Origin of the sequence: Streptomyces vulcanius (assembly GCF_042653945.1) — a bacterium.
GTDB classification, from domain to species: domain Bacteria; phylum Actinomycetota; class Actinomycetes; order Streptomycetales; family Streptomycetaceae; genus Streptomyces; species Streptomyces mangrovi.
On the sequence record NZ_JBHSFK010000037.1, the window covers coordinates 76,770 to 98,870 of the forward strand.

Genomic DNA, 22,101 nt, shown 5'->3' on the forward strand with positions numbered 1-22,101 from the left:
CCTGAGATGCCACGCCCGTGAAAGGTTCTTCCGTGTCCGACCAGCACCCGCACGAGCTGATCGTTCTCAACCCCGCCACCGAGGAGGTCGTCGCCACCGTCCCCGCCGCCGACGCGGCCGACGTGGACCGCGCGGTCGGCCGCGCGAGCGCCGCCCAGACCGGCTGGGCGGCCGCCGCCCCCGCCGACCGGGCCCGGCTGCTGCGCCGCTTCGCCGACGTCGTGGACACCCACCTGGAGGAGCTGGCCCGGCTGGAGGTCCGCGAGGCCGGCCACCTCCTCGGCAACGCCCGCTGGGAGGCCGGCAACGCCCGTGACCTGCTGCTGTACGCGGCCGGTGGCGTCGAACGGCTCCTCGGCAGCCAGATCCCGGTACCCGGCGGCTGGAACGTCACCTTCCACGAGCCGCTCGGCGTGGTCGGGGTGATCGCCCCCTGGAACTTCCCGATGCCGATCGCCGCCTGGGGCTCCTTCCCGGCGCTCGCGGCGGGCAACGCGGTCCTCCTCAAGCCCGCCGAGACCACCCCGCTCACCGCCCTGCGACTGGCCGAACTCGCCCTGGAGGCGGGCCTGCCCGAGCACCTCTTCCAGGTCCTGCCGGGCTACGGCGCCGTCGCCGGACGCGCTCTCGTCGACCACCCAGGCGTCGCGAAGATCGTGTTCACCGGCTCCACCCGCACCGGCCGCGAGGTCATGGAACGCTGCGCCCGCCAGGTCAAGCCGGTCACCCTCGAACTCGGCGGCAAGAGCCCCAACGTCGTCTTCGCCGACGCCGATCTGAAGACCGCCGTCGACCCCTTCTCGTTCCTCGACAACTCCGGCCAGGACTGCTGCGCCCGCACCCGCATCCTCGTCCAGGAGTCCGTCTACGACGAGGTGGCCGAGCACCTCGCCCGGGAGCTGTCCGCCGTCGTGGTCGGCGACCCGGCCGACGAGACGACGCAGATGGGTCCGCTGATCTCCCGTCAGCAGGTGGACCGCGTACGGTCGTTCGTGCCGGACGACGCCCAGGGGCTGCGCGGCACCGCACCCGACGGGCCCGGCTTCTGGTTCCCGCCGACCGTCCTCACCGGCGCCGCGCCCGACTCCGACGCCGCCCGCGAGGAGATCTTCGGACCCGTCGCCGTCCTGCTTCCCTTCACCGACGAGGCGGACGCGATCCGGCTCGCCAACGACACCCCCTACGGCCTCTCCGGCTCCATCTGGACCCGTGACGTCGGCCGCGCCCTGCGGGTCTCGGGGGCCGTGCGCGCCGGGAACCTGTCCGTCAACTCCCACTCCAGCGTCCGCTACTGGACCCCGTTCGGCGGCTTCAAGCAGTCCGGCGTCGGCCGTGAGCTGGGCCCGGACGCCCTGACCGCCTTCACCGAAACCAAGAACGTCTTCATCAGCACGGAGGGCCCCGCACAGTGACCGAACAGATTGTGTGCCGCCGACTGGTCGGCCGCACCGCCGTCATCACCGGAGCCGGCAGCGGCATCGGCCTCGCCACCGCGCGCCGGCTCGCCTCCGAGGGCGCGCACGTCGTCTGCGGCGACGTGGACGAGGTCCGCGGCAAGGCCGCCGCGGAGGAGGTCGGCGGGATCTTCGTGAAGGTCGACGTCACCGACCCCGAGCAGGTCGAAGCGCTGTTCAGGACGGCGTACGACACCTACGGCAGCGTCGACGTCGCCTTCAACAACGCGGGCATCTCCCCGCCGGACGACGACTCCATCCTGGAGACCGGCCTCGAGGCCTGGAAGCGCGTCCAGGAGGTCAACCTGACCTCCGTCTACCTGTGTTGCAAGGCCGCCATCCCCTACATGCGGCGCCAGGGCAGGGGCTCCATCATCAACACGGCGTCGTTCGTGGCCAGGATGGGCGCCGCCACCTCGCAGATCTCGTACACCGCGTCCAAGGGCGGGGTGCTGGCCATGTCCCGCGAACTGGGCGTGCAGTTCGCCCGGGAGGGCATCCGCGTGAACGCCCTCTGCCCCGGGCCGGTCAACACCCCGCTGCTCCAGGAGCTGTTCGCCAAGGACCCCGAGCGGGCCGCCCGCCGGCTCGTCCACATCCCGGTCGGCCGGTTCGCCGAGGCCGAGGAGATCGCCGCCGCCGTCGCCTTCCTGGCCAGCGACGACTCCTCGTTCGTCAACGCCAGCGACTTCCTGGTGGACGGCGGGATCTCGGGCGCCTACGTCACCCCGCTGTAGGCCCGCCGCCGGGTCTCACAGGAACGTGTGGCCTTCGCCCCGGTAGGTCGGGACGGTCGCCGTCACCCGGTCGCCCTCGACGAGGTGCAGCACCTCGAACCGCTCGCACAGCTCACCGGCCTTCGCGTGCCGGAACCACACCTTGTCGCCGATCAGCAGATCGTCGGCGGGCGAGCCGAGCAGCGGGGTCTGCACCTCGCCGGCGCCCTCCTGGGGGTCGTAGCGCAGCCCCTCCGGCAGATACGGCACCGGGCTGCGGTCCTGCCCCGCCGCGCCGGAGGCCGGGTAGCCGCCGCCGAGGACGGTCACGACGCCGACGCCCGGGCGCCGTACGACGGGCTGGGCGAACAGCGCGGCCGGACGCCCGCTGAACGACGTGTAGTTGTCGAAGAGCCGCGGCACGTACAGGCCCGACCCGGCCGCCACCTCCGTGACGGCGTCCTCGGCCACGGTGGACTCCACACTGCCGGTGCCGCCGCCGTTCACGTACTCCAGATCCGGTACGACGGCCCGCACCGCGCGCACCACCGCGGCGCGCCGCTCGGCCAGTTCACGGCGCGCGGTGGTCTGCATGAGGCGGATCGCGCGCGAGCGCAGGGGCCGGCCGGCGAGGGAGTCGCCGACACCGGCGATGTGCCCCTCGTACGCCATGATCCCGACGACCTTGAATCCCTGACGCCGACTCACCGCCCGGGCCACGTCGGCCACTTGGGCGGGGGAGTGCAGTGGGGAACGCCGGGCCCCGACCCGCACCCGGCCGCCCAGCATCTTCAGCGCGGTGTCCAACTCCAGGCAGACCCGGACGACTTCGGTCCCGCCGGCGCGCGCCGCGTCGATCAGGTCGAGCTGGGCGACGTCGTCGACCATGACGGTGACGGCGGCGGCGAGCTTCGGGTCGGCGGCCAGCTCCGCGAACGCGGTGCGGTCGGCCGAGGGGTACGCGAGCAGGATGTCGTCGAAGCCCGAGCGGGCCAGCCACAGGGACTCGGCGAGCGTGAAGGACATGATGCCCGCGAAGCCGTCCTTCGCCAGAACGCGTTCCAGCAGGGTCCGGCAGCGGACGGACTTGCTGGCCACGCGGATCGGCTTGCCGCCCGCCCGGCGGACGAGATCGGCGGCGTTGGCGTCGAAAGCCTCCAGGTCGACGATCGCGAGAGGGGCGTCGAGATGCTCGGTGGCCCGGTCGTAACGGGCCCGGTCGGCGGCGCGCGCAGTCATGAACGAAGCCTGCCAGACAGGATTACCGCAGGGTAGGGGGACGTTCCGGGCAGATACCCCGCAGCTCGCGGACTCGTTCACGTTCGCCCAGGAACAAGCCGTAGAGTGACGCGCACGCACGGAGAACGGCTCCGGCCGGAAAACCGGGCCGGGATGCCGGTCCGCCTGTGCGGGTATGCGTGCCCTGGACGGACCACCGTGTCCGCACCGGGGCACCGGGCAAGCGCAGGACGGCCCGCGTACGAGAACGACGGCCCGGGCCAGAGGAAACGGGGGGTGCATGAGTACGGAAGCACGCCGCGCCTCGGTACCGCCGCGCCCGGACGTCCCGCCCCGCCCCGGCGTACCCCCGCGCCCCGCCCAGCCGCCCGCGGCGGCCGACGAGCGGGAACAGCGGGAGGAACCGCGCGAGGAGCGGAGCGGCCGGCACGGGGAGAAACCCGCGGAAGACACACCAAAGCGGTCCGACGCGGACGGCACCGCGGGCGCGTCGACGGCGCCCGGACCGCCGGCCCCGGACACCCCACCCCGCAACCGGCCGGGCCGCACCAGGAACCCCGCGTCCTGGGTCCGCCCGTACGCCCCGTCCGCTCCTCACACGGCCCCCATGACCTCGCCTCCGCCGCCGCCCGCCTCGGCGCGTTTCCCGGACGCCCCGCCCCCGCCGTCCCGCCCGGCCACCCCTCCCGAGGACTTCCGGCGGACCCCCACGGACCCCGCGTCCGCGCCCCCTCGGCAGACGCCGCCGCCCGGCGGTGCCCCGGCCGGCACGCGTCCCGCGGGCCCGACGGCTCCCCGCCCCGCCGAGTCGCGTCCTTCCGCCTCCGCCGGCCAGGGCACCCCAACTGCCGCCGACGCGCGCTCTTCTGGTTCCGGTCCGTCCGGTCCGGGTGCGGCGCCTGCCGATGGTGCCGCGCATCCTGGCCGGCGTTCTGCCGGTTCCGGCCCGTCCCGTCCCGGGACCCCTGCTGCCGACCGTGCCGCGAAGCCGGCCGACGCGAACCCTTCCGGTTCCGGCGCCCCCCGTCCCGCAGGATCGTCCATTCCCCGCCCCGTCGGCTTCTTCGGCGCGGCGCCTTCCGGTTCCGGTTCCGGGTCTTCCCGTGCCCCCGGTGACCCGGGTGGCGCCGGTTCCGTGGAGTCCGCCGGCCCGCGTTCCGCCGATCCGGCCGGCTCCCGCCCCCCGTCGGGGGGTTCGACGGTGCCCAGGCCCGCCGGGTTCTTCGTCACACGGAACGGTGGCTCTCGGCCCGTTGGTTCGGCGGTTCCTCGAGCTGCCGAGTCCACGGACGGCAACGGCTCTCGGCCCGTGGGTCCGGTCGGACCTCGTGCTGCCGAGTCCACCGACGGCAACGGCTCTCGGCCCGCGGGTCCGGTCGGACCTCGTGCCGGTGAGGCCGGTGACGGCAGTGGCTCGCGGACGGCTGCTCCTGTTCCCGGCAGTGCCTGGAGTCCGCTGTCGCGTAGCTGGGTGCCCAGTCCGGGGTCCGCCGATGAGGCGGAGGCCGTCTCCGCGCCGCCGGTGGTCGATCCCGACGCCCGGCCGGCCTGGTCGCCCACCTCCGCCGTGCGGCACCCCGACTACGCCGTCCCGCCCCCGGTACCCCCGAAGCCGCCCGCACGCCCCACGGCCGAGCCGACCGCTCCCGCCCCCGACGGCGGGATGTCGCCCGATCCGGCGCTTTCGTGGAGCGCTCCCATGACGCCGAACGGTGCCCCCGGGGCCACGCGGCCCGTCGTGACGTTCGCCCGGCCCGAAGGGTTCGGGGACACCCCCCGGGCCGTCGGCCGACGGGCGCGCACCGTCCTGGCCGCCGCCTCCCTCGTCCTCGGAATGGGGCTCATCGGCGGTGCCGTCACCGGAAGCTGGCTCGTCGGGGAATCGGGCGCCAGCAGTGAGCGGGACACGTACACCACCGCCGCCGGGCTGTGGCACAACGTTCCCGTCGACCAGCTCTTCCCGCCCACCGTGGACGGCCAGGGCGCCGGCCCCGGCGGCGCCGACCGCACCTGGACGCGGATCGCCGTCGCCCCGGACAGCGGCTGCGCCGACGCCTTCGACCCGCTGCTGCGCCAGGTCCTCGCGCCGGTCGGCTGCGCGCGGCTCCTGCGCGCCACCTACACCGACGCCACCCAGAGCTACGTCACCACCGTCGGCCTGCTCTTCACCACCGCCGACGCGACCGCCATGGGCTCCCTGGAGACCCGGTTCGACAAGGAGGGCCTGGCCCGGCGGACCGACCTCATGCCTCGCGCGTACGCCGCGAAGGGCACCGTCGCCGCCGGCTTCGGCGACAGGCAGCGGGCCTCGTGGACGATCTCCGTCCTCACCGACGCGCCCGTCGTCGTCTACGCCGTCTCCGGCTGGGCGGACGGCCGTACCGTCGACTCCCCGCAGCCCGGCCCGGAGGCCACCGCGTCCGGTGCCACCACGGCCCCCGCCCAGGCCGGCCTCGGCAACGAGGCGCAGGGTCTCGCCGACCGCATCGAGCGCAGCCTGCGCAAGACCGCCGTCGCACCCCCCTCGGAGCAGCCGCAGAAGCAGACACAGCGGAAGTTCTCGGAGCACGCCTCATGAGCCGTCGTACCACCGCCCGCAGGGCGGGCCTGCTCTGCTGCCTCCTGGCCGGCTCGCTGGCCCTCCTGCCCGGCGCCCCCGCCTACGCGGACGGCATCCGCGCCCAGCAATGGGCCCTGGACGCCCTGCACACCGAGGAGGTCTGGCAGACCACCAAGGGCGCGGGCACGACCGTCGCCGTCCTGGACACCGGTGTCGAGGCCGACCACCCCGACCTCGTCGGCAACGTCCTCACGGGCAAGGACATGGTCGGCTTCGGGGCCGTCGAGGGCCAGCGCGCCTGGGCCCGGCACGGGACGGCCATGGCCAGCATCATCGCCGGGCACGGACACGGCTACGGCGACGACGACGGCGTCATGGGCATCGCCCCCGAGACCAAAATCCTCCCCGTCCGGGTGATCCTGGAGGACGGCGACCCGCAGCGCACCAAGGCCCGCAACACCCGAGGCAACGCCCTCGCCGAGGGCATCCGCTGGGCCGCCGACCACGGCGCCGACGTCATCAACCTCTCCCTCGGCGACGACTCCGTCTCCGCGCACCCGGAGCCGGCCGAGGACGAGGCCGTGCAGTACGCCCTGAAGAAAGGGGTGGTCGTCGTCGCCTCGGCCGGCAACGGCGGCGAGAAGGGCGACCACATCTCCTACCCGGCGGCCTACCCCGGCGTCATCGCGGCCACCGCCGTCGACCGCTACGGCACCCGCTCCTCGTTCTCCACCCGCCGCTGGTACGCCACCGTCAGCGCGCCCGGCGAGGACGTCGTCATAGCCGACCCGGACCACAAGTACTACCAAGGCTGGGGGACGAGTGCCGCCTCCGCGTTCGTATCCGGGGCCGTCGCGCTGGTCAAGGCCGCCCACCCCGGACTGTCCCCGGCGCAGATCAAGACGCTCCTGGAGGACACCGCCCGCAACGCCCCGTCCGGCGGTCGCGACGACTCCCGCGGCTTCGGCTTCATCGACCCGGCCGCCGCCATCAAGGCCGCGGGGGAGCTGAAGCCCGACGACCTCGAGGCCGCGTCCTACGGCAAGAAGTACTTCGGCGCGGGCCCCGACGCCGCCCCCTCCGACGACACCACCTCCAACCTGGCCGCTCCGCTGGCGGGCGCCGCCGGGGTGGTGCTCCTGGTGGCCGCGGTGTTCGTGTGGCGTGGCCGCCGGGAACCGCACGACTACGACGACGAGACGTACTGACGCCTCCCCTGCTCGGCAGCCGTGGCGAGCTACCCGGCAGCCGTGGCGAGCGCCGACACCGCCGCCTTCGCGGCCGCCTCCACCAGCGTGATCCCCTTGGCCTGCGTCGCGTTGCCGTCGGACAGCACGGCCACCAGGTAGGTGTGGCCGCCGGCGGTCACCCGCCCGATGCTGTTGATGTCCCACAGACCCGTCGTACTGCGCGCCAGCCAGCCGTTCTTCAGCGCCCACGACGAGCCGTCGGCCGCCACCGAGACACCCCAGTGCTGGCCGGTGGCTATCTGCCCCATCAGCCCCTGGATGTACGACCGCGAGGCCTCGCTCAGCTCCGAGTCGTCCCCGAAGACCTGCTGGAGCAGGGTGAGCTGGTCGGCGGCGGTGGTCTGGGTCAGCCCCCACAGCGCGCCGTCGCCGCCCTCGGTGCCGGTGAGCCCGAACCGCTCGTTCGCCGCGTCCAGCCCCTCGGCCTGCCCGATGGCGTCCCACAGCGCCGTCGCCGAGGTGTTGTCGCTGTTCTCGATCATCGTGGTGGCGTACGACTTCTCGGTCGCGGTCAGATGACGGCCGGCGTCCTGCGCCTGGAGCAGCAGGGTGGCCAGGATGTCCACCTTGACGATGCTCGCCGTGTCGAAGGCGGCGTCGCCGTACGTCGCCCCGTCCCCGGAGTCCGTGTCGAGCACGGCCACGGACACCGCCGCGTCGCCCGGCACCGTCACCGACTTCATTGCCTTCGCCAACACCGCGTCGTAGTCCACCTCGGACGCCGCGACCGACTCCACCGAGACCTCCCCGTCCGCCGACTCCGACTCCGACGCGGACACCGACGGTGTCGGCTTCGGCTTCGGCTTCGGAGAGGACGACGATACGGCGCTGCCGCCGGACTGCGCCTGAGCCTGCGCCTTCACATAAACGGTGCCGCCCGCCGTGACGCCCAAAACGGCCACGGTGGCGAGCGCGGTGTAGAGGAGCGGACGGCGCCGGGACGGTCGCGCGCGGCGGCCTCGACGTGCTCTGGAAGACTCCATGCCCGTGATGGTGGCCGCGGCGACTGTGCGGGCCGTTAGACGGACGTTAGAGGCGCGTCAGCGATGTCTGAGAATCCTGTGAAAGTGGTGTCCGCCGCGTTTCCGGCCCCGCACAAGCCCAGCAGCATTCCCCCGATAGGGTCGGGACCGTGGCGAACAAGAACATTCCCGACCCCGGCTTCTCCGACGACGACGGCTCCGCCGACCCCCGGCTGAGCGCGGCGCTCGCCGCCTGGGCCGAGGACCGCACCGCCGTGGGGCCCGTGCTCGAAGCCCTGAAGGGCGCCCGGCTGCTCGTCCCCGTGGTCGCCGTGCTCGGGGAACTGGAGGAGGCCCCGGAGGACGGGAACGGGCTGCGCCGCGAGAAGACCAGCGACATGGCTGTCCCCACCCTGAAGGCGGGTGCCCGCACCGCCCTGCCCGCCTTCACGTCCACCGACTCCCTCGCCCGCTGGGACCCGGCGGCACGTCCCGTCGCCGTACCCCTGCACCAGGCGCTCCAGGCCGCCGCGCACGAGCGGGCGGACACGGTCGTACTGGACCTGGCCGGGCCGGTGGCCTTCGAACTGACGGGACCCGCGCTGCTCGCGCTCGCCGAGGGCCGTACGACGACGGATCCGCTCGCCGATCCGGCCGTCCGGGAGGCCGTGCGCACGGCGGTGGCCGCCGAGCCGGCCGTGGTCAGCGCCCACCTCGGGCCCGGCCGGGCCGACGGCACCCTGGCCCTCGTGCTCGACCCGGCCGCCACCCCCGCGGACGCCGCCCGGGCGGTGGCCGGACGCCTGGCCGCGGACGAGACACTGAGGGCCCGCCTGGTGCTCGGTCTCGACCTGGCACTGCTGCCGGCCGGGACCACGCCTCCGGGCGAGCCCCTGTACGTCAGAGGGTGAGCGGCTAGCCGTAGACCGGGCCGGTGTACTTCTCGCCCGGTCCCTGGCCCGGTTCGTCGGGGACGAGCGACGACTCGCGGAACGCCAGCTGAAGCGACTTCAGGCCGTCGCGCAGCGGTGCCGCGTGGAAGGAGCTGATCTCGGTCGTGCTCGCGTCCAGCAGCCCGGCCAGCGCGGTGATCAGCTTGCGGGCCTCGTCCAGGTCCTTGTACTTCGCGCCTTCCTCGGTGAGCCCCAGCTTCACGGCCGCGGCACTCATCAGATTCACGGCGACCGTCACGATCACCTCGACGGCCGGGACCTCGGCGATGTCGCGGGTCATCTCGTTGAAATCGGGGCTCTCACTCATGCGGAACACGATAGGGGCAGCGCCCGCCCGGTTCTGCGGCAAGGCTCGATTCGCCGTTCCTCGCGGGGGCTGCTAATCTCATACAACGACCGGTCGGACACGCGTGCCTCCCAGCAGGCGGGCCCGGCCCACAAGTGGAGGCTCCGAACTCCCACCCGACTGCTCCCCCAGGGGCGGCGGGTCACCCGGTCAGGCGGTCACCATCGTTCCGTACGGACGATGGAGTCGCCCGGTAGTGCGCCCCGCGTTCCACGCGAAGGTGCTCCGGTAGCGTTTTGGAGCCCCCGTGTGTGATCGTTCGGGGCATTTTTTGTGCTTCGGCGTGGTTAACAGGCTAACGAACACAGACGTTACGCGGCCGTCCGCCAGACCGCCGCGTGGTGCTACCGAGGAGGATCCATCAGCGCCGAGCCCCGCATCAACGACCGGATTCGCGTTCCCGAGGTGCGACTTGTCGGTCCCAGTGGCGAGCAGGTGGGCATCGTCCCCCTGGCCAAGGCACTGGAGCTTGCGCAGGAGTACGACCTGGACCTGGTCGAGGTCGCGGCGAACGCCCGCCCGCCGGTCTGCAAGCTCATGGACTACGGGAAGTTCAAGTACGAGTCGGCCATGAAGGCCCGTGAAGCGCGCAAGAACCAGGCGCACACGGTCATCAAGGAGATGAAGCTCCGGCCGAAGATCGACCCGCACGACTACGACACCAAGAAGGGTCACGTCGTCCGGTTCCTCAAGCAGGGTGACAAGGTCAAGATCACGATCATGTTCCGCGGTCGTGAGCAGTCCCGGCCGGAGCTCGGCTACCGACTGCTGCAGCGTCTCGCGTCGGACGTCGAGGATCTCGGGTTCATCGAGTCGAACCCGAAGCAGGACGGCCGGAACATGATCATGGTTCTCGGTCCGCACAAGAAGAAGACCGAGGCCATGGCCGAGGCCCGTCAGGCGCAGGAGGCCCGCAAGGCCGAGGCGAAGGCCAACCCCGGCCGCTCGCAGAACGCCGCGGACCCCGACGCCGTGCACACCGAGTTGGACGACGACGTGGACGCCGAGGCCCCGGCCGAGGCTTCCGCCGAGGCGTGATCCACCGGGGGCGAGAGTCCCCGCGGACATAACCGATACAAGAGCGACGCTCCAGCCGTGCCCGGTTTCACGACCGGGCACCGGAGCGCCACCGACGAGGAGAGAACGGCGCTATGCCGAAGAACAAGTCGCACAGCGGTGCCAGCAAGCGCTTCAAGATCACCGGCTCCGGCAAGGTGCTCCGTGAGCGCGCCGGCAAGCGCCACCTGCTCGAGCACAAGTCGTCCCGCGTGACGCGTCGCCTCACCGGCAACGCCGAGATGGCCCCGGGCGACGCCGCGAAGATCAAGAAGCTTCTCGGCAAGTGACGTATCCGGCGCTCGCCATCGAGCGCCGTACGCCGGAACCGGGACCCAATCGATTCCGGGTCGTGTGAGTCCAACCACGGCCCCGCTACAAGGAGTTAACAAGTGGCACGCGTCAAGCGGGCAGTCAACGCCCACAAGAAGCGCCGGGCGATCCTCGAGGCGGCCTCCGGCTACCGCGGTCAGCGTTCGCGCCTGTACCGCAAGGCCAAGGAGCAGGTCACCCACTCGCTGGTCTACAACTACAACGACCGCAAGAAGCGCAAGGGCGACTTCCGTCAGCTGTGGATCCAGCGCATCAACGCCGCTGCCCGCGCCAACGGCATCACCTACAACCGCTTCATCCAGGGTCTGAAGGCCGCGAACGTCGAGGTCGACCGCAAGATCCTGGCCGAGCTCGCCGTGAACGACGCCCCCGCGTTCGCCGCGCTCGTCGAGGTCGCGCAGAAGGCGCTGCCGGCGGACGTCAACGCCCCCAAGGCCGCGTGACGCTGCTCTGGCTCCGGCCGCTGTGACCGAGGACCCGTAGGTTTTCCGACCTGCGGGTCCTTTGCTGCGGCGGCATCGGCCGTCGTTCAGGTGCGGGCCGGTGGGGGCTGATCGCGCAGTTCCCCGCGCCCCTGGGGTGTTGCCGGCACGGGTGGGCGCAGCGGCACCCCGCGCTGCGGCGGAAAAAAGAGTCAGCGGCGGAAAAGAGTCAGGTGAACCAGAAGATGCCCCCCGTCAGCCCCGAGCTGATCTCCCCCCGTTCCCCCCGGGTCTCCGCCGCGCGGCGGCTTGGGCGGCGGAACTTCCGGGGGAAGGAGCGGCTGTTTCTCGCGGAGGGCCCGCAGGCCGTACGGGAGGCGGCGCTGCACGGCGGCGAGACGCTGGTGGAGCTGTTCGCCACGGTCGAGGCCGCGGAGCGGTACGCCGACATCGTCGGGGACGCCAGGGACGCCGGCGCGCGGATCCACCTCGCCGCCGACACCGTCATCGAGGACATCTCGACCACCGTCACCCCGCAGGGACTCGTCGGGGTCTGCCGGTTCGTCGACACGCCGTTCGAGGAGATCCTCGCCGCCCGCCCGAAGCTGGTGGCCGTGCTGGCACACGTACGCGACCCCGGCAACGCGGGCACCGTCCTGCGGTGCGCCGACGCCGCCGGGGCGGAGGCCGTCGTACTGACCGATGCCTCCGTGGATCTGTACAACCCGAAGGCCGTCCGCGCCTCCGTCGGATCGCTGTTCCACCTGCCCGTCGCCGTCGGGGTTCCCGTCGAGCAGGCCGTGGCCGGGCTCCAGGGCGTCGGTGTACGGATCCTCGCCGCCGACGGCGCCGGGGACGACGATCTCGACGACGAGCTCGACAAGGGCACCATGGGCGGCCCCACCGCGTGGGTGTTCGGGAACGAGGCGTGGGGGCTCCCGGAGGAGACCCGCACGCTCGCGGACGCCGTCGTACGCGTCCCGATCCACGGGAAGGCGGAGAGCCTGAACCTGGCGACCGCCGCAGCCGTATGTCTCTACGCATCGGCCCGTGCACAGCGCGCCTCCGGAGGGTGCCGCTCCGTCACCGAGAGCTAGTAGGGTGACGAACTCGGGGGCCTCGTCCGGGAGGATGGGAGGTGGGGTACGAGGATGAGTGTCGGCACGAGCAGCGCACCAGGAGCGGCCCGACCGCCCGGTGACCTCGCCGAACTCCACGTCGACCCCGACGACCTGCCCGACGGGCTGGTCGTCGCCGACGAGCACGGGCACGTGATCTGTTTCAACGCCGCCGCGGCCCGGATCACCGCCGTACAGGCGCGGGACGCCCTCGGACAGCGGCTCGACAAGGCGCTGCCGTTGGAGGACCTCGAAGGCCGCCGCTGGTGGCAGCTCACCGACCCCTACGGCGGCCTCGCCATCCGCGTCGGCCAGCCCGAACGCAACCTGCTGCTCCCGGGTGGGCGGGAGGTGCTGGTCACCGTGCGGTACGTCCGCACCGAGCCCACCGGGCCCGTCCGCCGCGTCGTCGTCTCCCTCCGTGACACCGAGGCCCGCCGCCGCACCGAGCGCAGCCACGCCGAGCTGATCGCCACCGTCGCCCACGAACTGCGCTCCCCGCTCACCTCCGTCAAGGGCTTCACCGCCACCCTGCTCGCCAAATGGTCCCGCTTCACCGACGACCAGAAGCGGCTGATGCTGGAGACCGTCGACGCCGACGCCGACCGGGTGACCCGGCTCATCGCCGAGCTGCTGGACATCTCGCGGATCGACTCCGGGCGCCTGGAGGTGCGGCGGCAGCCCGTCGACATCGGGGCCGCCGTCGGACGGCACATCCAGGCGTACGTCGCCGCGGGCCAGCCCGCCGACCGGTTCCTGCTCCGGATAGCGCAGCCGCTGCCTGCCCTGTGGGCCGACCCCGACAAGGTGGACCAGGTCCTCAGCAACCTGATCGAAAATGCGGTGCGGCACGGCGAGGGAACCGTCACGATTGACGTCACGCCCGCCGCGTCCCCCCGGGAGGGGGAGGAGACCGGCACATCGGTCACCGTGAGCGACGAGGGCGCCGGCATCCCGGAGGAGTCCATGAACCGCGTCTTCACCCGCTTCTGGCGGGGCAGCAAGCGCGGCGGCACGGGCCTCGGGCTGTACATCGTCAAGGGCATCGTCGAAGCCCACGGCGGCGTCATCACGGTCGGCCGCGCCCCCGGCGGCGGCGCCGAGTTTCGATTTACGTTGCCCGTGAGCGCCCCGGCCTACCTGGCCTAGGCGCCCGCGGGCGCGTTCGTACACCCTCACCCCGTTAGACTCGGCCTTTGGCACTCTGTGTCCCACGCACGACAGACCCACGAGCCGGTCACGGGGACCTTCAGCCAGCCAATCGGAAGCACGGGAAGAGATGTCGGCACCGAATAAGTCGTACGACCCTGTCGAGGTCGAGGCGTTGAAACCGGAAGAGATCGAGCGCATGCGGGACGAGGCGCTCGCCGCCTTCGCCGCCGCGGACTCCCTCGACGCGCTCCAGGAGGCCAAGGTCGCCCACACCGGGGGCACCTCCCCGCTGGCGCTCGCCAACCGGGAGATCGGCGCCCTGCCCCCGCACGCCAAGGCCGCCGCCGGAAAGCTGGTCGGCCAGGCCCGCGGCGCCGTGAACAAGGCCCTCGCCGGCCGCCAGGAGGAACTGGAGGCCGAGCGGGACGCCCGGGTACTGGTCGAGGAGGCGGTGGACGTCACCCTGCCGTACGACCGCGTACCGGCCGGCGCCCGCCACCCGCTCACCACCCTGTCCGAGCGCATCGAGGACGTCTTCGTGGCCATGGGCTACGAGGTCGCCGAGGGCCCGCAGGTCGAGGCGGAGTGGTTCAACTTCGACGCCCTCAACATCGGCCCGGACCACCCGGCCCGCGGCGAGGCCGACACCTTCTTCGTGCAGGGCCCCCAGGGCGGCACCGAGTCCGGTGTCGTGCTGCGCACCCACACCTCGCCCGTGCAGATCCGCTCCCTCCTCGGGCGCGAGCTGCCGGTCTACGTGATCTGCCCCGGCCGCGTCTACCGCACCGACGAGCTGGACGCCACGCACACCCCGGTCTTCCACCAGGTCGAGCTGCTCGCCGTGGACGAGGGCCTGACCATGGCCGACCTCAAGGGCACCCTGGACCACATGGTCCAGTCGCTGTTCGGCGAGGGCATGAAGACCCGGCTGCGGCCGAACTTCTTCCCGTTCACCGAGCCGTCCGCCGAGATGGACATGGTGTGCTACGTCTGCCGCGGCGAGTCCGTCGGCAACCCCGACCGCCCCTGCCGCACCTGTTCCAGCGAGGGCTGGATCGAGCTCGGCGGCTGCGGCATGGTCAACCCCAAGGTGCTGGCCGCCTGCGGCGTCGACCCGGAGAAGTACAGCGGGTTCGCCTTCGGGTTCGGCATCGAGCGGATGCTGATGTTCCGCCACAACGTCGAAGACATGCGAGACATGGTCGAGGGTGACGTCCGGTTCACCCGGCCGTTCGGGATGGAGATCTGATGCGGGTCCCGCTTTCCTGGCTGCGGGAGTACGTCGACCTGCCGGCGACCGAGACCGGCCGTGACGTCCAGGCCAAGCTCGTTTCCGCCGGCCTCGAGGTCGAGACCGTCGAGCAGCTCGGCGACGGCCTCAAGGGCCCCCTCGTCGTCGGTCAGGTGCTGACCATCGAGGAGCTGGAGGGCTTCAAGAAGCCGATCCGCTTCTGCACGGTCGACGTGGCCACCGCCAACGGCACCGGTGAGCCGCAGGAGATCGTCTGCGGCGCCCGCAACTTCGCCGTCGGCGACAAGGTGGTCGTGGTCCTTCCGGGTGCCGTCCTGCCCGGCGGCTTCGCCATCGCCGCCCGCAAGACGTACGGCAAGACCTCCCACGGCATGATCTGCTCCAGCGACGAGCTGGGCATGGGCGACGACGGCACCAAGGGCATCATCGTGCTGCCGCCGGAGACCGAGGTCGGCAAGGACGCGATCGAGCTCCTCGAACTGATCGACGAGGTCCTCGACATCGCCGTCACCGCCAACCGCGGCGACTGTCTGTCCATCCGCGGCGTCGCCCGGGAGGCCGCCATCGGCTACGGCCTGCCGCTGCGCGACCCCGCCCTGCTCGACGTACCCGGCCCGAACGCCTTCGGCTACCCGGTCCAGGTCTCCGACCCCTTCGGCTGCGACCGCTTCACGGCCCGCACCGTCACCGGTCTGAGCCCCGAGGCACGCTCCCCGATCTGGCTGAAGCGCCGGCTGCAGAAGGTCGGCATGCGCCCGATCTCGCTCGCCGTCGACATCACCAACTACGTGATGATGGAACTCGGCCAGCCGCTGCACGCCTACGACCGCTCGCTGGTCCAGGGCACCGTCGGCGTGCGCCGGGCCGGGGAGGGCGAGAAGCTCGTCACCCTCGACGGCGTCGAGCGCGAGCTGCACGCCGAGGACCTCGTCATCACCGACGAGCGCGGCCCCATCGGTCTCGCGGGCGTCATGGGCGGCGCGAACACGGAGATCGCGGACCACACGGATGTGGACAACTCCACGACCGACGTCGTCATCGAGGCCGCCCACTTCGACGCGGTGTCGATCGCGCGCACGGCCCGCCGTCACAAGCTGTCCTCCGAGGCCTCCCGCCGCTTCGAGCGCGGCGTCGACCCGGCCGCCGCCGCGGCTGCCGCGCAGCGCACGGTCGATCTGCTGGTGCTCCTCGCGGGCGGCACGGCCGACGCGGGCGTCACGGAGGTTCTCGCGCCGTCCGCCCCGCACACCGTCACCGCCCCGGCGGACCACCCGGACAAGGTCGCGGGCGTGGTGTACGGCCGGGAGACCGTCGTCCGCCGCCTCCAGGAGATCGGCTGCGACGTCTACGGGCAGGACGAGCTGATCGTCACCGTCCCGTCCTGGCGGCCCGACCTCGTCGAGGCCAACGACCTCGCGGAGGAGGTCATCCGCCTGGAGGGCTACGAGAACCTGCCCTCCACGCTGCCCAAGCTCCCCTCGGGCCGCGGCCTCACCCACCGCCAGCGCCTGCACCGCCGCGTCGGCCGCGCCCTCGCCGGCGCCGGCTACGTCGAGGCACCGAACTACCCCTTCATCGGCGAGGGTGTCTTCGACCAGCTCGGCCTGGCCGCCGACGACCCGGCCCGCCGCGTCGTCAGGCTCACCAACCCGCTCAACGACGAGGAGCCCGCACTCCGTACGTCGCTGCTGCCGGGGCTGCTCGGCGCCCTGCGCCGCAACGACGGCCGGGGCGGCCATGACCTCGCGCTGTTCGAGACCGGGCTGGTCTTCCACCCGCGCGAGGAGGGGTCGGCCGGGGTCGCCGGGCACCTTCCGGTCGACCGGCGTCCCACCGACGAGGAGATCGCCGCGCTCGACGCCGTGCTCCCCGAGCAGCCGCGCCATGCCGCCGTCGTCCTCGCGGGCGCCCGCGAGCAGGCCGGCTGGTGGGGCAAGGGCCGTCCGGCCGACTGGGCCGACGCGGTGGAGGCGGCGCGGGCCGTCGCCCGTGAGGCCGGTGCGGAACTGGTCGTCCGGCAGGGGCAGTACGGTCCCTGGCACCCCGGGCGCTGCGCCGAGTTCGTGGTCGTCCTGGACGGCTCCGAGACGGTCGTCGGCCACGCCGGTGAGCTGCACCCGCGTGTCGTCAAGGCGCTCGGCCTGCCCGCGCGTACCTCCGCGATGGAGCTGAACCTCGACGTCCTGGAGGCGGTCGGCGACGGCACCCCGCAGGCGCCGAGCATCTCCACGTTCCCCGTCGCCACGCAGGATGTCGCCCTCGTCGTCGACAAGTTCGTCCCCCACGCCGAGGTCGAGGCCGCGCTGCGTGAGGGTGCGGGCGGTTTGCTGGAGGCGATTCGGCTGTTCGACGTGTATGTCAACGACGAGCAGCTGGGCGACGGCAAGAAGTCGCTGGCGTACGCGTTGCGCTTCCGTGCGAGTGACCGGACGCTGACCGTTGACGAGGCGTCGACTGCCCGCGACGCGGCGGTTGCGCTGGCCGGGGAGCGTACGGGGGCGGTCCTGCGGGGCTGATGTCGTATGCCGGGTGCGGGTGAGCTGTGGCTGGTCGCGCAGTTCCCCGCGCCCCTAGAAGCACTCGGGTGCAGCCCACTCAGGGGCGCACCGGCGGAGCCAACCGCCGGGCCGCCGTTTGTTTGAGGGGGAGCCGGCGGCCCGGCGAACCTCTTTCGAGGCATTCCAGTCAACCGGCCGGGAACGCTCAGCGACAGCGCGCGTACAGCGCGAATGCGGGCACTGTCTTCACACCCCGTGTGAAGACGGACCCACTACTCTGGCGGCACCGAGGCACCGGGGGGGCATCCAATGCAGCCCAACACTCTGCTCGACGCGATCCTGGACGAGGCGGGCGTCTCGCACGCGGGCCTCGCCGCCCATGTGAACCAGGCCGGCCGGGCCCGCGGACTCGCGCTGCGGTACGAGCACACGGCGGTCGCCCGGTGGCTCAAGGGGCAACGGCCGCGCGGCCAGGTACCCGACCTGATCTGCGAGGTGCTCGCGGGGCGGTTGCACCGGTCGGTCACGCTGGACGACATCGGCCTCGGTGTGCCGGGCGAGCCGTTCAACCCCCACGGCACCTCCCTCTCCGGCTTCGTCGAGCGCGCCACCGCCCTGTGGCGCTCCGACGAGCAGCAGCGCCCGCACCTCCTCGGCGCGCCCGCCGTGACCGGTACGCCCGCCGTGATGCCGGTGTGGGAGTGGGAGAACCCGCCGGAGGACGTGGACGTCTCCCGAGGCGGCCGGCACCGGGTCACCTGCGCTGACATCGAGATGCTGCGCGCCGCTCGCGCCCACTACGAGCAGATGTACCGCAAGGCGGGCGGCGTCGCGACCCGCAGCCGGATCGTCGGCTTCCTCAACGCCGAGACCGCCCCGCTCCTGCGCGGCAGTTACACCGACGAGACGGGGCGTCAACTGCACCGCGCCACCGGTGGGTTGGTGGCCGTCGCGGGCATCTGCGCGTACGACTCCGACGCGCACGGCCTGGCCCAGCGCTACTTCCACCAGGCGCTGCGGCTGGCAAAGGCCAGCGGGGACCGGAGACTTGGTGCGTATGTGATCGCGCTGCTCGTCAACCAGTCGCTGTTCATGAGGGAGTACCGGCAGGCCGTCGCCTTCTCGGAGGCCGCGCTGCGGACGGCCGGCCGGCACATCACCCCCGCTCTGGCCTCCGACCTCTACGCGATGCAGGCCAAGGCGTTCGCCCACCTCGGCGACGGCACGAGCGCCCTGTCGTGCATCCGGCGGGCGGAGACGGCCGCCGAACGTATCCGGCGCGGACACGAGCCCGACGAGACCGGCTATGTCCAGCCCGGTCTGGTCAACGTCCAGGTGGCGGAGGCGCTGCTCAGCCTCGGTGAGATCGCCGCGGCGGCCGAGCATGCGCACGCCGCCGTCGACAACCCCGCGCACGACCGGGGCCGGGTGCACCGGCTCGCCATGCTCAGCACGATCGAACTGCGCCAGGGCCATGCCGACCAGGCCGTGGTCACCGCCGTGCAGATGGCCGAACAGGCCCGGGGGATGGAGTCGCAGCGGCTGCGTGACAGACTCCGGGCGGTGCGCGAACACCTCGCCCGCAGCGGCTGCGCGGGCACGTCCGAGGCCGCCGAACTCATCGACGGAGCACTGCGCGTACCGCTGTAGACACAGCCGCTGCTGCGATATTGCCACTCACCCGACGGAAGGTGGCAGAACCGTGCAGTGGACGAAACAGAACGAACAAACTGTGTATGAAAACCGCTGGTTCAGCGTCAACCTGGCCGATGTGGAGCTGCCGGACGGCCGGCACCTCGATCACTTCCTGATACGTCTGCGGCCGGTAGCCGTGGCCACGGTGGTCAACGAGGCGAACGAGGTCCTGCTCCTGTGGCGCCACCGCTTCATCACCGACAGCTGGGGCTGGGAGCTCGCCGCAGGTGTCGTCGAGGACGGCGAGGACATCGCCGAGGCCGCGGCCCGGGAACTCGAGGAGGAGACCGGCTGGCGGCCGGGGCCCCTGCACCACCTGATGAGCGTGGAACCGTCCAACGGCCTCACCGACGCCGTCCATCACATCTACTGGGCGGACGACGGCGAGTACGTGGGACACCCCGTGGACGACTTCGAGTCGGACCGCCGGGAGTGGGTACCCCTCAAGATCGTCCCCGACCTGGTCGCCCGGGGGGAGGTCCCGGCCGCCAACATGGCGGCCGCGTTGATGCTGCTGCACCATCTCCGGCACACCGGGGACTAGTGGGACAGCGTCACGCGGGTGTGTGCGAAGGCCGCGGGCCCGGCACTCCGTGGAGTGCCGGGCCCGTACAAGTGACGGTCGGTCATCAGTACGTGTAGAAGCCCGAGCCGGTCTTGCGGCCCAGCCGGCCCGCGTCCACCATGCGCTGGAGCAGCGGGGGAGCGGCGTACAGCGGCTCCTTGTACTCGTCGTACATCGACTGCGCGACCGAGGCGACCGTGTCCAGCCCGATCAGGTCGGACAGCTTCAGCGGGCCCATCGGGTGGGCGCAGCCCAGCTCCATGCCGTTGTCGATGTCCTCGCGGCCGGCGATGCCCGTCTCGAACATCCGGATCGCGGACAACAGGTAGGGGATCAGCAGCGCGTTGACCACGAAGCCGGAGCGGTCCTGGGCGCGGATGGCGTGCTTGCCCAGGGCCTTCTCGGCGAACAGCTGGGCCCGGCTCAGCGTGCCCTCGGAGGTGGTCAGCGCGGGGATCAGCTCGACGAGCTGCTGCACCGGGGCCGGGTTGAAGAAGTGGATGCCGACGACCTGGTCGGGGCGCGAGGTGGCGACCGCCAGCCGGACCAGCGGGATGGAGGAGGTGTTGGAGGCCAGGATCGCGTCCGGGCGGGTCACCACCTGGTCGAGGACCTGGAAGATCTCGGTCTTGACCTGCTCGTTCTCGACGACGGCCTCGATCACCAGATCGCGGTCGGCGAACTCGCCGAGGTCCGTGGTGAAGCTCAGCCGGTCCAGGGTCGCGTCCCGCTCGGCCTCGCTGATCTTGCCGCGCTCGGCGGCCTTGGCCAGGGAGTTGAGCAGCCGGGTGCGGCCGATCTCCAGAGCCTCGCCGGTGGTCTCGGCGACCCTGACGTCGAGTCCGGCCCGCGCGCAGACCTCGGCGATGCCCGCCCCCATCTGCCCGCAGCCCACCACTCCGACGCGTTCGATGTCGCTCACATCGATCCCTTCCACCGTGCTGACTTGAACCTGCTCCGATCGTGCACGTTACTAGCAAGTATCGATGATCGATCGCCGGGGTGGGTGCATGCTGTGCGCGGAGACGATCCGTGACCGAGCGGATCCCATGGGTGATGTGGGGATGGGTGCGATGGGGCGAGTGACCCGGCGGACGTTCGCGCTGGCTGCGTTGTCCGGTATGTCGGCTTTCACGGCGACGGGCGCGACGGCGAGCCAGGGGAGACCGGAGCGGCGCGGGGCGGCGACCACCGAGATGCGGGGCATGTGGCTGGCGACCGTGGCCAACCGCGACTTCCCGTCCCGGTCGGGCATGACCGCCGCCGCCCAGCGCGCCGAGCTGATCGCCTGGCTGGACCTGGCGGTCCGCGACCGGCTCAACACGGTGGTCTTCCAGGTACGGCCCACCGCCGACGCGCTGTGGCCCTCGCCGCACGAGCCCTGGTCGCAGGTGCTCACCGGCACCCAGGGCAAGTCACCGGGCTGGGACCCGCTGGGCACCGCCGTCGCCGAGGCCCACGCCCGCGGCCTTCAGCTGCACGCCTGGTTCAACCCCTACCGGATCGCCAACTCCGACGACCCCACGAAGCTCGTCGCCTCCCACCCCGCGCGCAAGCACCCGGACTGGGTGGTGCCGTACGGCGGCAAGCTCTTCTACAACCCCGGTCTGCCGGCGGTCCGTTCCTTCGTGCAGGACGCGATCCTCGACGCCGTGCAGAAGTACCCGGTGGACGCCGTGCACTTCGACGACTACTTCTACCCCTATCCGGTCGCGGGGCAGACCTTCGACGACGACGCCGAGTACGACGCGTACGGCGGCGGCTTCGCCACCCGGGCCGACTGGCGGCGCGACAACATCGACACGCTGGTGCGGGAGATCGCCGCCCGGATCAAGGCCGTACGCCCCGGCACCGGGTTCGGTATCAGCCCGTTCGGGGTGTGGCGCAACGCCTCCACGGACCCCCGCGGCTCGGACACCAAGGCCTTCCAGTCGTACGACGAGATCTACGCCGACAGCCGCAGATGGGTGAAGGAGGGCTGGCTCGACTACGTCGTCCCACAGCTGTACTGGGAGATCGGCAACTCCGCCGCCGACTACGCCAAGCTCGTGCCCTGGTGGGCGGAGGTGGTCAAGGGCACCGGGACGCGGCTGTACCTCGGCGAGGGCCTCTACAAGGCGGGCGCGTCCGGGCAGCCCGCCGCCTGGGGGAAGAAGGAGGAGCTGTCGAAGCACCTCACGCTCGCGAAGACGTACCCGGAGGTGCGCGGGCACGTGTTCTTCGGCGGACAGGACGTCGAGCTGGACCGGATCGGCGCGATGGCGAAGGTGGTCGCCGACCACTACGGGCAGCCGGTCCAGCCCCCGAGCTGACCTACCGCCCTTCCTTGGCGGAACGGTGCCGGATCTCGGTGTCGGGGCCGGGGGAGCACACGCCCACGTGCCCGTCCTCGAAGCGGACGCGGAACGGGGGGTCGCCTCCCTTGCCCATGACCTCGACGATCTCGCCGACCTTGTCGGGCTGGCCGACCACCCTGCCGTGCTGGACAAACTGGTCGCCCGTGGTTGCACGCATCGATGGGCCTCCTCAC

20 protein-coding genes are annotated in these 22,101 nt (G+C 72.1%); 15 read left to right on the forward strand and 5 right to left on the reverse strand.

What is annotated here, in order from left to right; translation table 11 throughout:
• The first annotated feature begins 32 nt into the window (after positions 1-32).
• Positions 33-1,412: an aldehyde dehydrogenase family protein gene (locus ACFPIH_RS41210; protein WP_381177695.1), complete on the forward strand. Its 1,380-nt coding sequence runs from the start codon at positions 33-35 to the stop codon at positions 1,410-1,412.
• Positions 1,409-2,191, forward strand: a complete 783-nt coding sequence (locus ACFPIH_RS41215; protein WP_381177692.1) for a 3-oxoacyl-ACP reductase — start codon at positions 1,409-1,411, stop codon at positions 2,189-2,191. Before ACFPIH_RS41210 ends, ACFPIH_RS41215 begins: the two co-directional genes overlap by 4 nt.
• A gap of 15 nt (positions 2,192-2,206) precedes the next feature.
• Here the strand turns inward: ACFPIH_RS41215 and ACFPIH_RS41220 are convergent, their stop codons facing one another.
• Positions 2,207-3,409, reverse strand: coding sequence for an amino acid deaminase/aldolase (locus tag ACFPIH_RS41220; protein WP_381177689.1), 1,203 nt, complete (start codon positions 3,407-3,409; stop codon positions 2,207-2,209).
• Between the two features lie 1,471 nt (positions 3,410-4,880).
• Here ACFPIH_RS41220 and ACFPIH_RS41225 point away from each other — a divergent pair.
• Entirely contained in the window at positions 4,881-5,987 is a 1,107-nt protein-coding gene (locus tag ACFPIH_RS41225) for a hypothetical protein (RefSeq protein ID WP_381177686.1), read from the forward strand.
• On the forward strand, positions 5,984-7,177 hold the full coding sequence (gene mycP / locus ACFPIH_RS41230; RefSeq protein ID WP_381177684.1) for a type VII secretion-associated serine protease mycosin: 1,194 nt from the start codon (positions 5,984-5,986) through the stop codon (positions 7,175-7,177). The genes ACFPIH_RS41225 and mycP overlap by 4 nt, the downstream gene beginning before the upstream one ends.
• A gap of 29 nt (positions 7,178-7,206) precedes the next feature.
• Here mycP and ACFPIH_RS41235 read toward each other — a convergent pair whose 3' ends face one another.
• Complete coding sequence (locus ACFPIH_RS41235) at positions 7,207-8,202, reverse strand: serine hydrolase (RefSeq protein ID WP_381177681.1); 996 nt, start codon at positions 8,200-8,202, stop codon at positions 7,207-7,209.
• Positions 8,203-8,351: 149 nt separating this feature from the next.
• Between ACFPIH_RS41235 and ACFPIH_RS41240 the strand changes: the two genes are divergently transcribed.
• A complete protein-coding gene (locus ACFPIH_RS41240) occupies positions 8,352-9,092 on the forward strand; it encodes an SseB family protein (protein WP_381177678.1) in 741 nt (246 codons plus the stop codon).
• A 4-nt stretch (positions 9,093-9,096) separates the two neighbouring features.
• Here the strand turns inward: ACFPIH_RS41240 and ACFPIH_RS41245 are convergent, their stop codons facing one another.
• Complete coding sequence (locus tag ACFPIH_RS41245) at positions 9,097-9,441, reverse strand: DUF1844 domain-containing protein (RefSeq protein WP_381177675.1); 345 nt, start codon at positions 9,439-9,441, stop codon at positions 9,097-9,099.
• Between the two features lie 399 nt (positions 9,442-9,840).
• Between ACFPIH_RS41245 and infC the strand changes: the two genes are divergently transcribed.
• The 9 genes from infC to ACFPIH_RS41290 all read left to right on the forward strand — a co-directional run bounded on the left by infC (position 9,841) and on the right by ACFPIH_RS41290 (position 19,550).
• Positions 9,841-10,518 (forward strand): translation initiation factor IF-3, encoded by a 678-nt coding sequence (gene infC / locus ACFPIH_RS41250; protein WP_381177896.1) that lies wholly within the window; start codon positions 9,841-9,843, stop codon positions 10,516-10,518.
• A 113-nt stretch (positions 10,519-10,631) separates the two neighbouring features.
• Positions 10,632-10,826 (forward strand): 50S ribosomal protein L35, encoded by a 195-nt coding sequence (rpmI, locus tag ACFPIH_RS41255; protein WP_003977225.1) that lies wholly within the window; start codon positions 10,632-10,634, stop codon positions 10,824-10,826.
• Positions 10,827-10,928: 102 nt separating this feature from the next.
• Positions 10,929-11,312, forward strand: coding sequence for a 50S ribosomal protein L20 (gene rplT, locus ACFPIH_RS41260; RefSeq protein ID WP_381177672.1), 384 nt, complete (start codon positions 10,929-10,931; stop codon positions 11,310-11,312).
• Between the two features lie 224 nt (positions 11,313-11,536).
• The gene (locus ACFPIH_RS41265) at positions 11,537-12,388 is read left to right on the forward strand and encodes a TrmH family RNA methyltransferase (RefSeq protein WP_381177669.1); all 852 of its coding nucleotides are present in this window, start codon (positions 11,537-11,539) and stop codon (positions 12,386-12,388) included.
• 54 nt (positions 12,389-12,442) lie between these two features.
• Positions 12,443-13,558, forward strand: coding sequence for a sensor histidine kinase (locus tag ACFPIH_RS41270; RefSeq protein ID WP_381177666.1), 1,116 nt, complete (start codon positions 12,443-12,445; stop codon positions 13,556-13,558).
• Between the two features lie 130 nt (positions 13,559-13,688).
• On the forward strand, positions 13,689-14,810 hold the full coding sequence (gene pheS / locus ACFPIH_RS41275) for a phenylalanine--tRNA ligase subunit alpha (RefSeq protein ID WP_189710933.1): 1,122 nt from the start codon (positions 13,689-13,691) through the stop codon (positions 14,808-14,810).
• The gene (gene pheT, locus ACFPIH_RS41280) at positions 14,810-17,329 is read left to right on the forward strand and encodes a phenylalanine--tRNA ligase subunit beta (RefSeq protein ID WP_381177662.1); all 2,520 of its coding nucleotides are present in this window, start codon (positions 14,810-14,812) and stop codon (positions 17,327-17,329) included. The genes pheS and pheT overlap by 1 nt, the downstream gene beginning before the upstream one ends.
• A 291-nt stretch (positions 17,330-17,620) precedes the next feature.
• The gene (locus ACFPIH_RS41285; RefSeq protein ID WP_381177659.1) at positions 17,621-18,961 is read left to right on the forward strand and encodes a transcriptional regulator; all 1,341 of its coding nucleotides are present in this window, start codon (positions 17,621-17,623) and stop codon (positions 18,959-18,961) included.
• A 52-nt stretch (positions 18,962-19,013) separates the two neighbouring features.
• Positions 19,014-19,550, forward strand: coding sequence for an NUDIX domain-containing protein (locus tag ACFPIH_RS41290; RefSeq protein WP_381177656.1), 537 nt, complete (start codon positions 19,014-19,016; stop codon positions 19,548-19,550).
• A gap of 85 nt (positions 19,551-19,635) precedes the next feature.
• Here the strand turns inward: ACFPIH_RS41290 and ACFPIH_RS41295 are convergent, their stop codons facing one another.
• Positions 19,636-20,493 (reverse strand): 3-hydroxybutyryl-CoA dehydrogenase, encoded by an 858-nt coding sequence (locus tag ACFPIH_RS41295; RefSeq protein WP_381177653.1) that lies wholly within the window; start codon positions 20,491-20,493, stop codon positions 19,636-19,638.
• A gap of 151 nt (positions 20,494-20,644) precedes the next feature.
• Between ACFPIH_RS41295 and ACFPIH_RS41300 the strand changes: the two genes are divergently transcribed.
• Positions 20,645-21,883, forward strand: coding sequence for a glycoside hydrolase family 10-like protein (locus ACFPIH_RS41300; RefSeq protein WP_381177650.1), 1,239 nt, complete (start codon positions 20,645-20,647; stop codon positions 21,881-21,883).
• A gap of 1 nt (position 21,884) precedes the next feature.
• On the opposite strand, the gene ACFPIH_RS41305 is transcribed toward ACFPIH_RS41300, so the two are convergent.
• The gene (locus ACFPIH_RS41305) at positions 21,885-22,085 is read right to left on the reverse strand and encodes a DUF1918 domain-containing protein (RefSeq protein WP_381177647.1); all 201 of its coding nucleotides are present in this window, start codon (positions 22,083-22,085) and stop codon (positions 21,885-21,887) included.
• Between the last annotated feature and the right edge of the window lie 16 nt (positions 22,086-22,101).